This window comes from Bradyrhizobium sp. 17 (genome assembly GCF_023073515.1).
Taxonomy (GTDB): Bacteria; Pseudomonadota; Alphaproteobacteria; order Rhizobiales; family Xanthobacteraceae; genus Bradyrhizobium; species Bradyrhizobium canariense_D.
On sequence record NZ_JADPJQ010000098.1, the window covers coordinates 43,853 to 59,567 of the forward strand.

The 15,715-nt window shown below is 62.4% G+C and carries 14 protein-coding genes and 2 tRNA genes; 12 read left to right on the forward strand and 4 right to left on the reverse strand.

The window, feature by feature from the left end; genetic code table 11:
• Window positions 1-16: 16 nt before the first annotated feature.
• A tRNA-Thr gene (locus IVB13_RS17970) sits at window positions 17-92 on the forward strand.
• A gap of 194 nt (window positions 93-286) precedes the next feature.
• Here the strand turns inward: IVB13_RS17970 and IVB13_RS17975 are convergent.
• Window positions 287-2,305, reverse strand: coding sequence for a hypothetical protein (locus tag IVB13_RS17975; protein ID WP_157643122.1), 2,019 nt, complete (start codon window positions 2,303-2,305; stop codon window positions 287-289).
• Between the two features lie 523 nt (window positions 2,306-2,828).
• On the opposite strand from IVB13_RS17975, the gene IVB13_RS17980 reads away from it, so the two are divergent.
• Window positions 2,829-3,212 carry a hypothetical protein gene (locus tag IVB13_RS17980; protein WP_018459732.1) on the forward strand — a complete coding sequence of 128 codons (384 nt, stop codon included), beginning with the start codon at window positions 2,829-2,831 and terminating at the stop codon, window positions 3,210-3,212.
• 75 nt (window positions 3,213-3,287) lie between these two features.
• On the opposite strand, the gene IVB13_RS17985 is transcribed toward IVB13_RS17980, so the two are convergent.
• On the reverse strand, window positions 3,288-4,334 hold the full coding sequence (locus tag IVB13_RS17985; RefSeq protein WP_247295801.1) for a polysaccharide deacetylase family protein: 1,047 nt from the start codon (window positions 4,332-4,334) through the stop codon (window positions 3,288-3,290).
• Window positions 4,335-4,589: 255 nt separating this feature from the next.
• Between IVB13_RS17985 and IVB13_RS17990 the strand changes: the two genes are divergently transcribed.
• Together IVB13_RS17990 and IVB13_RS17995 are read left to right on the forward strand one after the other, a co-directional pair.
• Entirely contained in the window at window positions 4,590-4,901 is a 312-nt protein-coding gene (locus IVB13_RS17990; protein ID WP_018459734.1) for a hypothetical protein, read from the forward strand.
• A 180-nt stretch (window positions 4,902-5,081) separates the two neighbouring features.
• Window positions 5,082-5,294: a hypothetical protein gene (locus IVB13_RS17995; RefSeq protein ID WP_018459735.1), complete on the forward strand. Its 213-nt coding sequence runs from the start codon at window positions 5,082-5,084 to the stop codon at window positions 5,292-5,294.
• A 24-nt stretch (window positions 5,295-5,318) separates the two neighbouring features.
• Here the strand turns inward: IVB13_RS17995 and IVB13_RS18000 are convergent, their stop codons facing one another.
• Entirely contained in the window at window positions 5,319-7,007 is a 1,689-nt protein-coding gene (locus IVB13_RS18000) for an MFS transporter (RefSeq protein ID WP_018459736.1), read from the reverse strand.
• Window positions 7,008-7,157: 150 nt separating this feature from the next.
• On the opposite strand from IVB13_RS18000, the gene IVB13_RS18005 reads away from it, so the two are divergent.
• From IVB13_RS18005 to IVB13_RS18035, 7 genes are all read left to right on the forward strand, one after another.
• Window positions 7,158-8,525, forward strand: a complete 1,368-nt coding sequence (locus IVB13_RS18005; RefSeq protein WP_018459737.1) for a twin-arginine translocation pathway signal — start codon at window positions 7,158-7,160, stop codon at window positions 8,523-8,525.
• 34 nt (window positions 8,526-8,559) lie between these two features.
• Complete coding sequence (locus IVB13_RS18010; protein WP_018459738.1) at window positions 8,560-9,927, forward strand: cytochrome P450; 1,368 nt, start codon at window positions 8,560-8,562, stop codon at window positions 9,925-9,927.
• 50 nt (window positions 9,928-9,977) lie between these two features.
• On the forward strand, window positions 9,978-11,387 hold the full coding sequence (locus IVB13_RS18015; protein ID WP_018459739.1) for an adenylate/guanylate cyclase domain-containing protein: 1,410 nt from the start codon (window positions 9,978-9,980) through the stop codon (window positions 11,385-11,387).
• Window positions 11,388-11,674: 287 nt separating this feature from the next.
• Window positions 11,675-12,163, forward strand: coding sequence for a TerB family tellurite resistance protein (locus IVB13_RS18020; protein ID WP_085359631.1), 489 nt, complete (start codon window positions 11,675-11,677; stop codon window positions 12,161-12,163).
• 231 nt (window positions 12,164-12,394) lie between these two features.
• Entirely contained in the window at window positions 12,395-13,174 is a 780-nt protein-coding gene (locus IVB13_RS18025) for an SDR family oxidoreductase (protein ID WP_026233870.1), read from the forward strand.
• Between the two features lie 127 nt (window positions 13,175-13,301).
• Window positions 13,302-14,096 carry a glutamine amidotransferase gene (locus IVB13_RS18030; RefSeq protein WP_026233871.1) on the forward strand — a complete coding sequence of 265 codons (795 nt, stop codon included), beginning with the start codon at window positions 13,302-13,304 and terminating at the stop codon, window positions 14,094-14,096.
• A gap of 109 nt (window positions 14,097-14,205) precedes the next feature.
• Window positions 14,206-15,018: an enoyl-CoA hydratase gene (locus tag IVB13_RS18035; RefSeq protein WP_018459743.1), complete on the forward strand. Its 813-nt coding sequence runs from the start codon at window positions 14,206-14,208 to the stop codon at window positions 15,016-15,018.
• 108 nt (window positions 15,019-15,126) lie between these two features.
• Here the strand turns inward: IVB13_RS18035 and IVB13_RS18040 are convergent.
• Window positions 15,127-15,202 (reverse strand) — tRNA-Ala (locus IVB13_RS18040).
• 204 nt (window positions 15,203-15,406) lie between these two features.
• Here IVB13_RS18040 and IVB13_RS18045 point away from each other — a divergent pair.
• Entirely contained in the window at window positions 15,407-15,697 is a 291-nt protein-coding gene (locus tag IVB13_RS18045) for a YggT family protein (protein ID WP_007598721.1), read from the forward strand.
• Window positions 15,698-15,715 lie beyond the last annotated feature (18 nt).

A 15,715-nucleotide genomic window follows, 5' to 3' on the forward strand; every position in this document is an offset into this window, starting at 1 on the left:
GGCCCCGGCAAGGTTCGCCGCAATAGCTCAGTTGGTAGAGCACGTCATTCGTAATGACGGGGTCGGGGGTTCGAATCCCTCTTGCGGCACCAGCGCCCCAGTGTCCGGCCCGAAGACATGGGTAACGGAACGTACCTAAGACATGGGTGACAGCCTCGCGCCGAACGGGTGTCGAGAGGTTGCAGGCGTCTGCTTCAGGTGCAGCGCGTCTCGCGCGGCGGTTATTAGCTTGCGGTCATCATCCGTCGCCATTGCATCGATCCTCGCTATCACCGCCGGGCATGCACTATCGCTGCGGATGAATTTCAAAGAACGCGTGCAGGCGCTCGGCAGGATCGGCTTTCATTGAGTACGGCCGACGGCCTGCCTTTGATACAGCTTCGTCCAATTGGGCAAACCGTGTTGCCCGCGCTTCAAGGTGATGCTTTTGACTATCTTGGTCGAGATTTGCGGGCAGAGAGATCATGGATCGAACGTTTGCAGCAAACGCTTTTCCGGCTGTCCTTTCACCGGCTCGGGCAATAACTTCTAGATCGACATGTATGTCGGCCAAGTTATAGGCGCTGATCTTTCCCCCGACGTTATCAGCAATTCTTTCGATTGTTTCTGCGCAGGTCTGCGCGATGTCGGGCCAGCCTTTGTCGAGCGCATCGAGTCCAAAGACCGCAAGATTGGCCGTCGCGTCGGACAAGTGGTGTCCCTTTGCAGGACGATCAGCAGGAAAAAATCCTCCCACCCAAGTTATGAGTGGCTTTAGGTCATCCACAACCGTCGAGATAAATTCCTCTGCACCTGAAGGTGGATGCGCGATCTGGCGCATGAGCACTTTCAGAATCGCATCGAGGGAGTCCAGCACCCATTTGGCCAATAGGGTGCCTTGAAAATCGATACTCGACAGGCGTCGGTAATGCCCGCGGACTTCTTCCGCGGCCTCAGATAGATCGGCGAAGGGATCGTTCCATGGCCGCTCTGGATCAACCTTGATCTTTGCCGCGATGCTTTCGACCAGCGCCGGGATGCTAGCTTCAAAGCCGAGTGCGTAAGCCGGGAAAACGTGTAAACGGCGTTTACCTGCGGCGTCAGCCAATATCTCGGACGGAATTAGTTCGGAAATTTGGTCTAACGTCGATTTTAGCGACCCTACTTCGAACAAGTCGTTCTCGATTTCAAAACGGACCGCGAAAAGAATGGCTTCAAACGAGCGGAACACCGAAATCTGATCCGACTTACCGTATCCATCCACAGCAATGTCAAAGAGCGCCTCGTTCGCCTCCATTGTTGTTTCCGTAGAGCCCACATCAGTCGAGCGGTTTTGAAGCACGGCTCCGAAACTGGAAATAGCACGCAATTTTGCGTCGGGCATGTTGGCCGCAAGCACCAAACGCGCCGCGCGGTGAAGGTAAAAGCAAGCACTATAGGCCAGCGGCGCTACTCTCTGCTCTGCCGCGCCGGGCGCGACAACAGACATAGCCTGCAATGTCATCCGGCCCATTGACGAGATTGAATGTTGCACAACTCGCTCGTTCTTGGCGGCAATCGCGTCCTCTATGATGTGCAGTATGCTCTCGTAGATGGGATTCAATACGTCCGATACGTCGCTCAGGTATCCAGCAAATGGAAATTTGGGATCTACATGAAGCGTTATGCTCTTCTTTCGTAGGTCTGAGTATTCGGTAGCGATAGTTTCAAGCGCGCCGAGGGTTTCGATGGTCGCATTCGAGTCGCGGCGAGCAATGAAACGGTGCGCAAATTCCTCAAGTTGCGCAATCGAGTGTTGGAGTCCTTGAGGTAAGCGCGTGCGCACAATTGTTTGTGCGTGGAGTGTCTGATCCATCTTACTCGGCGCGCCGTTAGCAACGACTTGAATTGCGACCACCTTCTCAGCAGCTCGTCCTATCCTGCGAATCTGCGCGCTGCTGACCCGTACGATTTGTCGGATGGCCGACTCTGGTGCAAGCAGGTTAAGTGTTGAAACGTAGAAGCGGCGCAGAGCATCGAATGATATTCCAAGAAGAAGGAATTGCAGCACCAGGGACATCTTCGGATCGAGCCGGACGGACCACCGCGTCCCCAGCAAGAGCGAGAGCATCGTAGTCGCCACCAAAATCAAAAAAACGCCGAGAAGAGCACGATCCTTAGCGAACTGCTGCAAAACAGAGATAGAAAATAATTCGGCGGCGCGTTGCGCAGGAATAATTGAAAGAGACAAAACTAGCGCAAGCGCAGCGCCAATTATTTGGGCGGCGGCTAAGTGCATCTCACTTGCTTTGATATCCGTGCTGTCAGCGATGGTGTAGAAGAGCACCGAGATTATCACGGACACAATTGTCGCGAGGAGCGTTGATCCTTTGGAGGCGACTTGCTGGATCGTTCGTTGCAGGCGCAGGTCTGTAGACAGTAGCGCTTTGATGTACGTCGCATGGGCGCGACGGCGGTACCCAAGGGCGACGCGGCCGAATTTGTGCCATCGCGACTCGCTAATTGGGTCGCTCAGCTTTGTGGGTGGTTCAGAGGTTCGCCCTAGCGGACTAGAGCGGGGTGCTTCCGCACGATGACCATCCCGAGCGGCAGTTGACTGCGGGCGAGACGGTGTAGACTCGCCTTCCTTCATATGTGGAAAGACCTTATACATTAGACAATTCGAAGATCAGCGAGGACGGCCAACTATAGTTGTCGTTCGCAGCGTCCACAACTATCGCACAGAGAGCTGCCGTTCCATCGCAACGGACGCGTTCGGGATCGAGCGCCACCCTGAGTGATCGTGATCACATAAACTCGCAATCGGCTCCCCTAGTGTCCAGCTCACGCCAAACACGGGGAGATTTCATATGCGCAAGATCATTTTGGTGACCGCCATGGTGCTGGTCTCTGCCTCTGCCCAGGCCGGAGGCCCGCGCAGCCTGTCGCTGTCCGCGGTGAGCGAGCCGGCTTCGGTTCAGCAAACGACGCCGGCGCTTGCCGCCGCGCCGACGCAGGTGAGCGAAGCAGCGCCTGCCGCCGAAGCTCCGAAATATCTCGATCGCCCGCCGGCGGTGTCGCTCAATGCGCCCGCGGCGGTTGCCACACCCACGACCACGACGGCCTCAGCGCCCGCGACGACGACGCAACCCGCCGCGAAGACAACGGCCAAGGCAGACAAGCCGAAGCACAAGCGCAGCTGGACCGAAGGCCGCATCATCAGCGAGCTGCATCGCCATGGCATCTACTGGTAAGATGCCCGCTCTCAAAAGGATATGGCCGGGACAAGCCCGGCCATCACGCGAGAGTTTTGAATCTGATCGGGCGCGTTACTGCGAAACCGTCTGCACCACGCTCCCGATCGGACGCGCGCTCGAGGTCGGCACCTTTAGGTCCTTCAGCAGCGCCTCGTCATATTCCGGCAGCGACTGGAGGGTCGTCTTGGCCTTCATCTGCACGATCTTGTAGCCGCCGGCCTTCAGCCGCGCGAGCAGCGCGGGCATGGCTTCGCCGGTGTGCTTCTGGAAGTCGTGCATCAGGATGATGCCCTTGCCGAGCTTGTCGAGCCTGGTCATCACGGTCTCGATGATCTTCTCCGGCGTGGCGCCCTTCCTGAAATCGAAGGAGTCGATGTCGGTCGAGAACATCGCGACGTTTCGGGTGCCGAAATAGCTCACGATCGCCGGATTGTGCTGGAGCTGCGGGAAGCGGAAGAACGGCGCCGGGTTGGTGCCGAGCGCGTATTTCACCGCGCTAATGCCCTTTTCGACCTCGTCCTTGGCCATCTGCTCGGTCATCTTCTTGCCGTTCAGATTGACGTGCGACCAGGTGTGCGTGCCGACCGTATGGCCCTGGGCCAGCACCTGGCGCAGGATCTCCGGGTGGTAGGTCGCATGCTTGCCGACCGAGAAGAACAGGCCCTTGGCGCATTCGTCCGCGAGCGCCTTCAGTACGGCGGGCGTGTTGACCGGCCAGGGGCCGTCGTCGAACGTCAGCACGACCTCCTTGTCGGTGAGGAAGTCGAACTGCTTGAAATGATCGAAGCCGAAGCCCGGACCGCCGGTGGTGTCGATCTCGACCACGCGGGAGACGCCGAGCGCGTTGGGATTGGCGCAGGTCGATTTCTGCTGAACCGGCATCGGCGCGGGTGCGGGCGCCGAGGCGGCTGCCGCCGGCTTGGCCGCAATCGCGGCCGTGATCGCGACGTCGTCCTTGGCGGCGAGCTTCGCCTGTGCCGGCAATGGATCGGCGGCACGGGCGGCAATCGTCTTGGGAGCGGCCTGGTCGGCGCGCGAGGAATAATAAAACCAACCGCCGGCGGCAATCACGACCGCCGCAACTACACTGGCCAGCATCAGGCCCAACGCATTACGCATCGCCATTCTTTCCAATTACGCAACCAAACCGGCGGAATTTCCCGCTCGACGAGCCATTAATGCGAAGGAACAGTTAACGTGACACCAACACGACAGCGGATATGGAGGAATTTCAGCGAGGTGCGCCAGCGTGACCGAGGTCACAGAGGGTGAGCCTCCCGTGACCGTCATCACAGTCGGAACTGTTTTGCTGGAGCATGGTCAATCCCATCAACAACGGCGGGCCCGCTTCCGCGGTGCCAATGGGAGCTTCAAATGACCAACTCGCTGAACATCAAGTCCTTAAGCAGCAAGATCCGCGACGTCAGCCTGGCTCTGGGCTTTGCCGCCATCCTCTCGATCGCCTCGACCGGCTCGAGCTTCGCCTTCTCGTCCGAAGCGCAGCAGCAGTGCACCGGCGACGCTTTCCGCCTGTGCTCGTCGGAAATCCCGAACATCCCGAAGATCACGGCGTGCATGATGAAGCATCGTTCGGATCTGAGCGCCGGTTGCCGTGCGGTGATGGACAAGGATCTCGCCAAGGGCGGCGCGTCACGCAAGGTCGCTGACGCCCAGGACAGTCAATAAGAGTCGATCAGTAACAGCAACGATAGCGTCGTTGCGTCGGTTAGCTCCCCTCGCGATGTGCCCCGGCGTGATGCCGGAGCGCCGCGGCGGCGCAAGCCCGTCTGCCAATAAAGCCGTTGCGGCTTCGGGATCGTCGCTCTAGCTTCGCCCGCACATCTTCCGGGTAAGAGGCATTACGCGATGACCAGATTTCTTTGCATCATTCCATTGATCCTGTTTGCATCGACTGCGTCAGCGCAGCAGCCCGGTCACGACGCCTGCGCGCGCGACGTCACGCGCTTCTGCCGTCCGGTGATGAACAATGGCGATGGCGCCGTGCTCGCCTGCCTCAAGCAGAACCGTACGCGGCTCACCAAGGGCTGCGACAAGGTGCTGACGGATCACGGGCAGTAAGACGTCGCTACGGACTCGCAAAACCTAAGTGCTGCTTCCCGCCGCAGTGGCGACCACGGGCAGCACCTCACTTGCTGCCTGGTCCGGCGTCTCCTCTTTCCAGCGCACCGAGCCGAACGGACGCTCGAGCATGCGGCGGATCCGCACCGGATCCGGGCCGATGTGGAAATCGATCGCCTCCTGATGCAGCGCGCGTTCGGACTGGGTCGAGCGGTTGCGCTGGCGCAGATAGTCGAGCCAGGTCGGGCAATGATAGCGCTCGGTCCACAATTCGGGATCGGCGATGTCGCGCGCGATCGACCAGCCATAGGCGCCGTTGCGCTGGCGAGAGAGCTGCACGTCCTGCATCACGTTGTGAAAGGCGCGGGCGTTCTCTTGGGCGACGCGGTATTCGATCTCGACCACCAGCGGCCCGCTGCGCGCCGTGAGCGACAATTTGACTTCCGGATCGGCCAGCAGATCGGCGTCTTCGTTGCGGGCGCCGACGCGCGGCATCGTGAGCCAGATTCCGAGCACCGGCGAGATCAGCATCAGGCCGGCGGCCGTCAGCAGCGCTACCTCGACGCCGGCATAGTCGGTGAGATGGCCCCAGCCCCAGGCGCCGATCGCGATGCCGCCGGAAATCGAAGCCTGAAACGCCGCGAGCGAGCGGCCGGCGACCCAGCGCGGCGCCGAGAGCTGCACGCCGATATTGAACAGCGCGATGGCGGCCATCCAGACCGCGCCGGCGAGCACCAGCGCAGCCGCGGTCAGCACCGGCTCGGTGCTCACGGCGAGAGCGGCCATCGCAAACGCCATCGAGATGGTGCAGGCGCGGATCGCGGCTTCGCCGCTCATGCGCTTGCGCAATTCGTGGATGTTGAGCGCGCCGATCACAGCGCCCATTCCGAAGGCGCCGAGCATGATGCCGTAGGTTTGCGCGCCGCCATGCAGCAGATCACGTGCGACCAGCGGCATCAACGCCATGATGGCACCGCCAATCAGGCCCATCACCAGCGTGCGCAACAGCACGATCTTGATCGGCGGCGAATTGGTGATGTAGCGGAAGCCCGATACCATGGCGCGGTTGAGCTTCTCCCGCGGCAGGCGCGAGGGTTCGGTGTTGCGCCGCCAGAGCAGCAGCACCACCAACAGCGGCAAATAGAGGATCGCGTTACACGCGAACGCCGCGACAGCACCGAGTGCGGCGACGATGACACCGCCGACCGCAGGGCCGAAGCTGCGGGCGATGTTGTAGCTGATGCCGTTCAGCGCGACGGCTGACGGCAGTGCATCGGGCGGCACCTGCTCGCTGACCGAGGACTGCCAGGCCGGACCGAACAGTGCGTTGCCGCTGCCAACCACGAAGCAGAAGGCGAGCAGCGTTTCCGGGGAAATGAAGTTGAGCCAGGCCAGGACCGTGAGTGCGGTCGCGCCAGTCAGCGCGATCATGAGCGCGATCAGGGTGACGATACGGCGGTCATACATGTCGGCGATGGCGCCCGCCGGCATCGAGATCAGCATGATCGGCAGCATCAGGGCGGTCTGTACCAGCGCCACCTTGTCCGCCGAGGCCGCCATCTGCGTCATCGCCCAGGCGGCGCCCACGCCCTGGATCAGCAGGCCGAGATTGGAGAGCAGGCTGGCGAGCCAGATGCGCCGGAACACGGTGTACCGTAGCGGCGCCATGATGCCGTCGGCGTCAATTTTCTGACGGTTCGTCTGCTCGGTCATATCCCCTTCCAAATGGGCTGGCAGAAGTGGCGTCGGCGTGGTCTTTGGGCGATTTCGGCAAGTTCAGTGATGCCCGCGAAAGTCCTTCGCTGTCCAGTGGTTAGGCCGGTATAAGCGGTGCACAGAGATGCTTTTGCCGGGGAGGAACAGATGAAGCTGTCACGACGGATGATCTTGCAAGGTGCCGGCAGCTTGCCCTTCGCAATTGCGAGCTTGCGCACGGGCGCATTGGCTCAATCCGCACCCACTGCGCCGAGCGAGGTGCCGCCAATCCTGTTCGTCCACGGCAATGGCGACTACGACGCGCTCTGGATGACGACCTTGTGGCGGATGGAATCCAACGGCATTGCGCGCGATCGCATGCATGCGATCAATTTCAACGATCCCAATGCGCGAAGTGACGACAAGGTCGAGCAGGCGGGCCGCTCCTCGACCGAGGACCAGCGCCGCGAGCTCGCCGCCGCCATAGCCGAATTGAAGCGCAGCACCGGCGCCGCCCGCGTGGCGCTGGTCGGCAGCTCGCGCGGCGGCTATGCCATCCGCAACGTCATCAAGAACGGCGGCGCCGGCGATGTCAGCCACGCCGTGCTGTGCGGCACGCCCAATCACGGCGTGTTCGCGACTGACGACCAGCCCAACAGCGAGTTCAACGGCCGCGGCGCGTTCCTGCTCGGCCTGAACGAGGGCGAGAGTGAGGTGACGCCGGGTGTTGCCTTCCTGACCTTGCGCAGCGACGGCATGGACAAATACGCGCAGGCCGATGGCCGCTTCATCGGCAAGCCCGGCACGCCGACCGGCGTCAGCGTCGAAGGTCCGGAGTTGAAGGGGGCCACCAACCTCGTGCTGGGCGCACTCGATCATCGCGAGGTGGCGTTTCACCCCCGAGCCTTCCGCGAGATCTATAAGTTCATTGCCGGCCGCGAGCCCGCGCGAATCTCGATTGTGCCGGAGCAGAGCGTCAGGCTGAGCGGCCTCGTGACGGGCACACCGGGCGGTGCGCCGACCAATCGGCCGGTGGCCGGTGCAACCGTCGATATCTTTCGGGTTGATCCTGAAACCGGTGAGCGCAAGGGCAGCGCCGTGCACAGCGCGAAGACCGGTGCCGACGGCCGCTGGGGACCGGCGCAGGTCGAACCTTCCTGGTCGCTCGAATTCGCCCTCGCAGCGCCGGATGCGCCGACGACGCACATCTACCGCTCGCCCTTCCCGCGCTCGTCCGACGTCGTTCACCTGCGCGCCGCGCGCCCGCTCGGTCCCGCGGACAAGGACGCCGGGGCCGTCGTGATCATGTCGCGTCCGCGCGGCTATTTCGGCCTGCCGCGGGACGTGGTGCTGCTCGACGGCAAGGAGCCGGCGGACGTCAAATCGGGTGTGCCCACGGATTCGACAGCAACACTGCGCCTTCCGGCCGGCGAGGTCGGGCGTAACATCGTGGCCGAATTCAACGAAGAACGAATTGTGGCACGCGCCTGGCCTGCCTCCGAGAACAGGATTGCGATTGCCGAGCTGACTTACTAGCTAACTGCCTGCGCCACCCCTCCGGGAGAGAGCCATGAACATCGCCAGCGTGCGTCGGCCCATCGTCCCTCCGACGCCGCCGCGAGCGCCCGACGACATGTCGTTCCTCGGCCGGCTTGCCGTGATCAAGCGGAATATGATCGCGACCTGGGGGCAGCGCGCCTATGAGGAAGACGTCATTGAAGGCCGCTTCTTCTTCCGCAACAGCTTCATCCTGAACCGGCCGGATGCGATCCGGCATGTCCTGCTCAGCAATTACGAGAATTATTCGCGTACTCCGGCGGGCATCCGCATGCTTCGTCCCGTGCTCGGCGACGGTCTTCTGATTGCGGAGGGCCATTCGTGGACGTTTCAGCGCCGCACCCTCGCGCCGGCGTTCACGCCGCGTGCGACAGCAAATCTCGTTCCGCACATGACGGCGGTGCTCGACGAGACCATCGCAAAGCTCGACGGGCGAACGAGCGAGCCGGTCGATCTGCGCGAGATCATGCAGCGCATGACGCTGGAGATCGCCGGCCGCACCATGTTCTCGTTCGGCATGGACCGGCATGGTCTGACCTTGCGCAACTTCGTCATGGAGTATGGAGCCCGACTCGGACGGCCGTACTTGCTCGACATGGTGCTGCCGCTGTCCTGGCCGAGTCCGATGGATTTTGCCCGCGCCCGTTTCCGCAAGCGCTGGACCGAATTCGTCGCGATGCTGATCGCCGAGCGGCGTGAGATGGGCAAGAAAGACGGCGCGCCGCCGCGCGATCTTTTCGATCTCATGGACGAGGCGCGTGACCCTGAAACCGGCAAGGGCTTTTCGGACGAACAACTGGTCGACGAAGTCGCGACTATGATCCTCGCGGGTCACGAGACCACGGCGACCGCGCTGTTCTGGGCGCTCTATCTGCTCGCGCTCGATCCCGATACGCAGGAGGAGATCGCCTCCGAGACCCGCGGCGAGCACCTCGACAGCATGGCCGACATCGATCGGCAGAAGTTCACCCGCGCCGTGATCGAGGAGACCATGCGGCTTTATCCGCCGGCCTTCCTGATCGCCCGGGCCGCGCGCGAGAAGGACAACGCGGCCGGCGTCGCCATCGGCAAGGGCGACATCATCATGATCGCACCGTGGCTGCTGCACCGGCACGAGAAGCTGTGGGATCAGCCGAACGCGTTCATTCCAAAACGCTTCATGTCCACGGAAGCGCCCGATCGATTCGCGTATCTGCCCTTTGGCGCGGGTCCGCGCGTCTGCGTCGGCGCCCCCTTCGCGCAAGCCGAATCCGTGCTGGCGCTGGCCCGGCTGATCGGTGCGTTCCGTGTCGAGCTTGCCGATACCAGCCCTGTCATTCCGCTCGGCGTCGTCACGACCCAGCCGGACCGGTCGCCGCTGTTCCGCATCACGCGTCGGTGACAGGCGTTCGCCTGGCCGACGGCGTGATCCACTCCAGATAGAGTTGCGCCATGAGCGATATCCAGGCCCAGTTTTCCGTTCTGAAGCAGACCGCCGATGCGAAAGTGGTCGACGCGATCGCGCGCCTCATCGAGGACGGCGAAGATCACGAGCTCAACCGCGTCAATGTACTCGATTTCGCGAAGCAGCACGGTCTCGATGAAGAGCACGCGATCTCGGCATTCCTGCATTCGGCGCGGCTCGGCCTGTTCGATCTGGGCTGGAATGTGCTGTGCCCGGGCTGCGGCGGCGTGTTGGGTGCGCACTCGACCCTGAAGGCGCTCAAGCCAGACAATTATCATTGTGCGCTGTGCGCCTGCGGCTACAAGGCCTCCGTCGATGATCAGGTCGAAGTCTCCTTCACCGTCAATTCACGTGTCCGGCGCATTGCGGCGCATGATCCCGATACGCTTCCGGTGTGGGAGTACTTCAAGCAGGTGTTCTGGAGTTCCGGCGTCGACTTCAACAAGGAATCGTTTGCGACGCTCGCCAACGAGGTGACGCTGGACACGATGGAGCTCCCGGCCGGCGAGAAGGCGACCATGTCGCTGCAACTGCCGGACGATTTCATCATCATCTTCGAACCGGTGACGCACGCGGCGCATTTCATCGACGTGCAGGGCGAGCCCACCAAGGACCGTCAGCAGCTCGCCATCATGTACAACAGGGTGCAGGCGCCGACGGGAACCACGACCATGCGGCCGGGCCCGCTGCGGCTGTCGCTGGAGAACCAGGCCGGCGTACGCGTGCTGCCGTCGGTGTTCATCGCGGCCGAGGCGCTCCATCACCTCATCGGCAAGCGCAAGCCGTTCCTGACCGCCAAGCGGATGCTGTCGAACCAGACGTTTCGTGATGTGTTCAAGGCGGACAATCTCAGTCTCGACCAGCGGCTCCAGATCACCTCGCTGACCTTCCTGTTCACCGATCTGAAGGGATCGACCGCGCTCTATGAGCGCGTCGGCGATCTTGCCGCCTTCGACCTCGTGCGCGCGCATTTCCATGCGCTGCTCGAGATCATCTCCTCCGAGAAAGGCGCGGTGGTGAAGACCATCGGCGACGCCGTGATGGCGACCTTCGTCCGTCCCGAGCATGCGATCGCAGCGGGTTTGCGGATGCGCGCGGCGATGGACGAGCTCAACAAAAAGCGCGGTACTGCCGATCTCATCGTCAAGATCGGCATCCACGAAGGTCCGTGCCTCGCGGTGATGCTGAACGAGCGGCAGGATTATTTCGGCCAGACCGTCAACATCGCCGCCCGCGTGCAGAGCCTCTCGACCGCGCAGGAGATTCACATCACCGGCCCGGTGCTGGATGCGCCGGCGGTTGCCGAAGTCCTCAAGCAGCGCGAAATCAGGCCGATCCAGAAGCAGGCCGCACTGCGCGGCATCGCCGACAAGATGGTGGTGTACGAGATACCGTGACTGGTGTCGTCCCGGCGAAGGCCGGGACCATACCGCGTGATTTCCGAAACAGGCTGGATGGTCGTTACCAAAGCCTTCGCCAAACCGCAGCCTGTGGTTATGGGTCCCGGCCTTCGCCGGGACCACATGTGCGCACTTGCCTTGCCCTACTCCAAAATCACAGACTCAGATTGCCGAAACGTAATGCGACGCGCGGAACTGACGCACGTTGCGCCGGTTGAATTTCCTACTCATATAATGCTGGTAGCGGTCGCGCTCCGCGGCTTCATCGATTTCGGTAGGACCTTATGCTCGACGGCCTGCGCCAATTCATCGCCGACATTGTTGCTCCCCATGCCCAGGACCGCGCTTTCGGTGACGGTGATTACCGGCTGGCGGCGACCGCGCTGCTGGTTCACGTGATCTCGCTGGACGGCCAGCCGACGGCTGCCGAGCAGCGCAAATTGCACAGCCTGATCGAAAGCCACTTTGGGCTCGATCGCGGCACCGCGGATCGTCTGATCGCGGATGCGACGGAGGTCGAGGGCGAGGCGGTCGACCTCTATCACTTCACCAGCATCATGATGCGCTCGCTCGACGAAGAGGGCCGCAAGCGGGTCGTCCAGATGATGTGGGAGCTGGTCTATGCCGATGGCCAGGTTACCGAGTTCGAGGATAATGTGGTCTGGCGTGCCTCCGACCTGCTCGGGATTTCGCAACGCGACCGGATCGACCTGAAGCACGCGGTCGCAGATCGTGCCGGTGGTCAGGTCAAGGACAGCGCGGTCGGCGGGTGATCACTGCCAATACCGCCAATTGGCGGTTGTGCGGACCACATGACGAAACTTTAATGTAGCCTCGGGGCTGCCCTGGTTCCGGTTTTCCCCTGTAAAAACGGGGTTTTCCTGCTTCCCCCGTTTCCCGCTCAGGTGGCTATGCGGTGGACGCCGCTTGCCTGTCGCGCACGGCCTATGCTCTCGTTCCAGCATTGCGGCGCCAAAAAAACTTCAATTCAAGAGATCTCGATCGTGACTGAGCGGGTAACGTTGATCACCGGTGCCTCGGCGGGCATCGGCACGGAGCTAGCGCGTGTGTTCGCCGCGAACGGACACCGTCTTGCGCTGACGGCGCGACGCGCGGACCGGCTCGAGGCGCTCGCAAACGAGCTCGCTGCCAAGGGTGGCAAAAAGCCGATCGTGATCGCCTGCGATCTTGAGGATGCGGATGCCGGCGAGAAGATCGCCGCCGCACTCGCTGCCGAAGGCGTCGAGCTCGATCATCTCGTCAACAATGCCGGCTTCGGCGTGTTCGGCGACGCAATTGAGCGCGACCGCGTCGAGCAGGTCGGCATAGTGGATGTCAATGTCCGGGCTCTGACGGATCTGTCGCTGCGCTTTGCCGATCAGCTGATCAGGAACAAGGGTGGCCTTCTCAACGTCGGATCGGTCGCCGGCTATCTGCCCGGCCCCGGCATGGCGGTCTATTACGCGTCCAAGGCCTATGTCATTTCCTTCACCGAGGCCTTGCGGGCGGAGCTTGCACCGCACGGCGTTCGCGTCACCGTACTTTGCCCGGGCCCGGTGCCCACCGAATTCCAGGCGCGCGCCGGCGTTGGGTCCGGACATGATACGGCCCTTCTCAATGTTCCTGCCGCTGAGGTCGCACGACAGGCCTATCGCGGCCTGATGGCCAACAAGCGGGCCGTGCTCCCCGGTCTGGGCATCAAGATTGTGCCATTCGCGCTGCGCTTCTTCCCGCGCGGCTTCATCCTGTCCGCCACCAGCCGGTTTCAGAGACAAAGACGCTAGAGGGAGCTCTCGGTCGGTCGTGGCCCGGAGCTTGCTTTCTATCGGGAGTGTGTGTGCGCAAACTCACACGAAATTAACGATCGCTTAGTTATGCTGGCGGTCAGAGCCGATAGCAGTCGCAAAGACCATGTCGTTCCGGACGGACAGATTTGGTGGCGCAGATGTGGTGCCCTTCCCCAGAAGGACGCCTGATGTCGCCGCCTTCGAAACCCGGTTGCCGGTTCTGATCATCCTGCATCAGGAATCCTCGACGCCCGGCCGCGTCGGCAATGCGCTGCGCGCCCTTGGCCACCGCCTCGACATCCGCCGTCCCCGCCTCGGCGATCCGCTGCCTGAGACCCTCGACCAGCATGCCGGCGCTGTGGTCTTCGGCGGTCCGATGAGCGCCAATGATCCCGACGACTACATCCGCCGCGAGATCGACTGGATCGAAATTCCGCTCCGCGAACAGCGGCCGTTCCTCGGCATCTGCCTCGGCGCGCAGATGCTCGCGAAGCAGTTAGGAGCCCGCGTCGCGCCGCATGCCGATGCGCTGACCCAGATCGGCTACTACCCGATCCGCCCGACACCCGCGGGACACGGGCTCTGCCCGAATTGGCCGGCACGGGTCTATCACTGGCATCGCGAAGGCTTCGAGCTGCCGGTTGGCGCTGAACTGCTTGCCGAAGGCGATGATTTTCCGGTGCAGGCGTTCCGCACCGGCAACGCTTTCGGCGTGCAGTTTCATCCTGACGTGACCTACGCCATGATGCATTGCTGGACCACGCGCGGCTATGACGGTCTCAGCGCGCCCGGCGCGCGGCAGCGGCATCATCACTTCGCGGACCGTGCCGTCTACGATGCCGCGGAACGGGCCTGGCTTGATCAATTCATCGACGGCTGGCTGGCGCGTCGGCCGTTGCTGGCGCAAGCCGCCGAGTGATCGCGCCCTCCCAGGCCGTTGGCACAAGCCCTTGTCTCATCCCTTGATATGCTAGGCTCATGTCAACGAGCGCGCGCGAAACTGCGCCGGCAAACAAAGGGAGAGCACCATGGCTTACGAACACATTCTCTATGAGGTCAGCGACAAGGTCGCGACCATCACGCTCAACCGTCCCGATCGCATGAATGCGTGGACGCCGATCATGGAGCGCGACGTGCGCCATGCGATGGAAGCATCGAGCGCCGATGACAATGTCCGCGTCATCGTGATCACCGGCGCGGGCCGCGCCTTCTGCGCCGGTGCCGACATGGACGCATTGAAGGGGCTCGACCCCGATGATGTCAGGCGCGCGTCGAACCTGCCGCCCTTCGACATGAACCGGCGGCCGGACTGGCAGACGCGCCATGGCTTCTACCCGTCGATCGGAAAGCCTGTCATCGCCATGCTCAATGGCGCGACCGCCGGCATCGGCCTCGTCCACGCGCTCTATTGCGACCTGCGCTTTGCCGCCGACAACACCGTGTTCACCACCGCCTTCGCCCGGCGTGGTCTGATCGCCGAGCACGGCATCAGCTGGATGCTGCCGCGAATCGTCGGCCACGCCAACGCGATGGATCTGTTGCTCTCGGCGCGCCGCGTTTCGAGTGACGAGGCGCTGCGGATCGGGCTGGTGAACCGGCTCTGCTCGCCCGAGAAGCTGCGCGAGGAGACCTATGCCTATGCGCGCGACCTCGCCGATTTCGTCTCGCCGAGCGCGATGGCCGTGATCAAGCGGCAGCTCTACGAGGTGCCGTTCCAGACGCTGGCGGAGGCGACGATCGAAGCCAACCGGGACATGATGGTGGCGCTGAACGGCAGCGATTTCCGGGAGGGGGTCGCGAGCTTCATGGAGAAGCGGCCGCCGAGGTTTACGGGGAAGTAGGGAAGCTTAAGGGGCAGTCCGTCTTCGCCCTGCGGGCTACGCCGGACACCACGCTTCGCCCCTCGAGCTCCGCGCGGCTGCGCCACGCGTAGCCCGAAGGGCGAAGCGTGGTGGAGCCAGGCGGGATCGAACCGCCGACCTCGTCATTGCGAACGACGCGCTCTCCCAGCTGAGCTATGGCCCCTTTTGTAGGCCGCTCTGGTCAATGCGGCCGACAACCGGGCGCCATTTAAGTCCCCGCCAAGGTCAAGTCAAGGACGGGTGTAACCCGGTTTTAGCCATCCCGGCACCGACTTCCCTTGTTTGGACCGGGGGGAACCGATATCTAGCAGCAGGCGTCAATCCCGACCGCAGCCAGAATTTTCAAAAGTCAGAGTCTTCAAAAGCCATGCGTGCCGTTCTCGACATCGTCATCATCGTGCTCGACCTCTACGTCTGGCTGCTGATCGCGTCCGCGATCCTGTCCTGGCTGATCGCCTTCAACGTCGTGAACACCCGCAACCAGTTCGTTTCGGCGGTGGCGGAGTTCCTGTACCGAATCACCGAGCCGGTCCTGGCTCCGATTCGCAATTTCCTGCCCAGCCTCGGCGGCCTCGACATCTCGCCGATCATCCTGATCCTGCTCATCATGTTCATCGAGCGGGTGATCCTGTATTACATCTACCCGAACGTGATCTAAGCAAGCTGGAGCGCCCTG

Coding starts and splice junctions, on each gene's coding strand:
- IVB13_RS18005 (WP_018459737.1), top strand. CDS start 7,158: ATGAAGCTGTCACGACGGATGATCTTGCAAGGTGCCGGCAGCTTGCCC.
- IVB13_RS17995 (WP_018459735.1), top strand. CDS start 5,082: ATGACCAGATTTCTTTGCATCATTCCATTGATCCTGTTTGCATCGACT.
- IVB13_RS18015 (WP_018459739.1), top strand. CDS start 9,978: ATGAGCGATATCCAGGCCCAGTTTTCCGTTCTGAAGCAGACCGCCGAT.
- IVB13_RS17990 (WP_018459734.1), top strand. CDS start 4,590: ATGACCAACTCGCTGAACATCAAGTCCTTAAGCAGCAAGATCCGCGAC.
- IVB13_RS18030 (WP_026233871.1), top strand. CDS start 13,302: ATGTCGTTCCGGACGGACAGATTTGGTGGCGCAGATGTGGTGCCCTTC.
- IVB13_RS18000 (WP_018459736.1), bottom strand. CDS start 7,007: ATGACCGAGCAGACGAACCGTCAGAAAATTGACGCCGACGGCATCATG.
- IVB13_RS18035 (WP_018459743.1), top strand. CDS start 14,206: ATGGCTTACGAACACATTCTCTATGAGGTCAGCGACAAGGTCGCGACC.
- IVB13_RS17980 (WP_018459732.1), top strand. CDS start 2,829: ATGCGCAAGATCATTTTGGTGACCGCCATGGTGCTGGTCTCTGCCTCT.
- IVB13_RS18010 (WP_018459738.1), top strand. CDS start 8,560: ATGAACATCGCCAGCGTGCGTCGGCCCATCGTCCCTCCGACGCCGCCG.
- IVB13_RS17985 (WP_247295801.1), bottom strand. CDS start 4,334: ATGCGTAATGCGTTGGGCCTGATGCTGGCCAGTGTAGTTGCGGCGGTC.
- IVB13_RS18045 (WP_007598721.1), top strand. CDS start 15,407: ATGCGTGCCGTTCTCGACATCGTCATCATCGTGCTCGACCTCTACGTC.
- IVB13_RS18020 (WP_085359631.1), top strand. CDS start 11,675: ATGCTCGACGGCCTGCGCCAATTCATCGCCGACATTGTTGCTCCCCAT.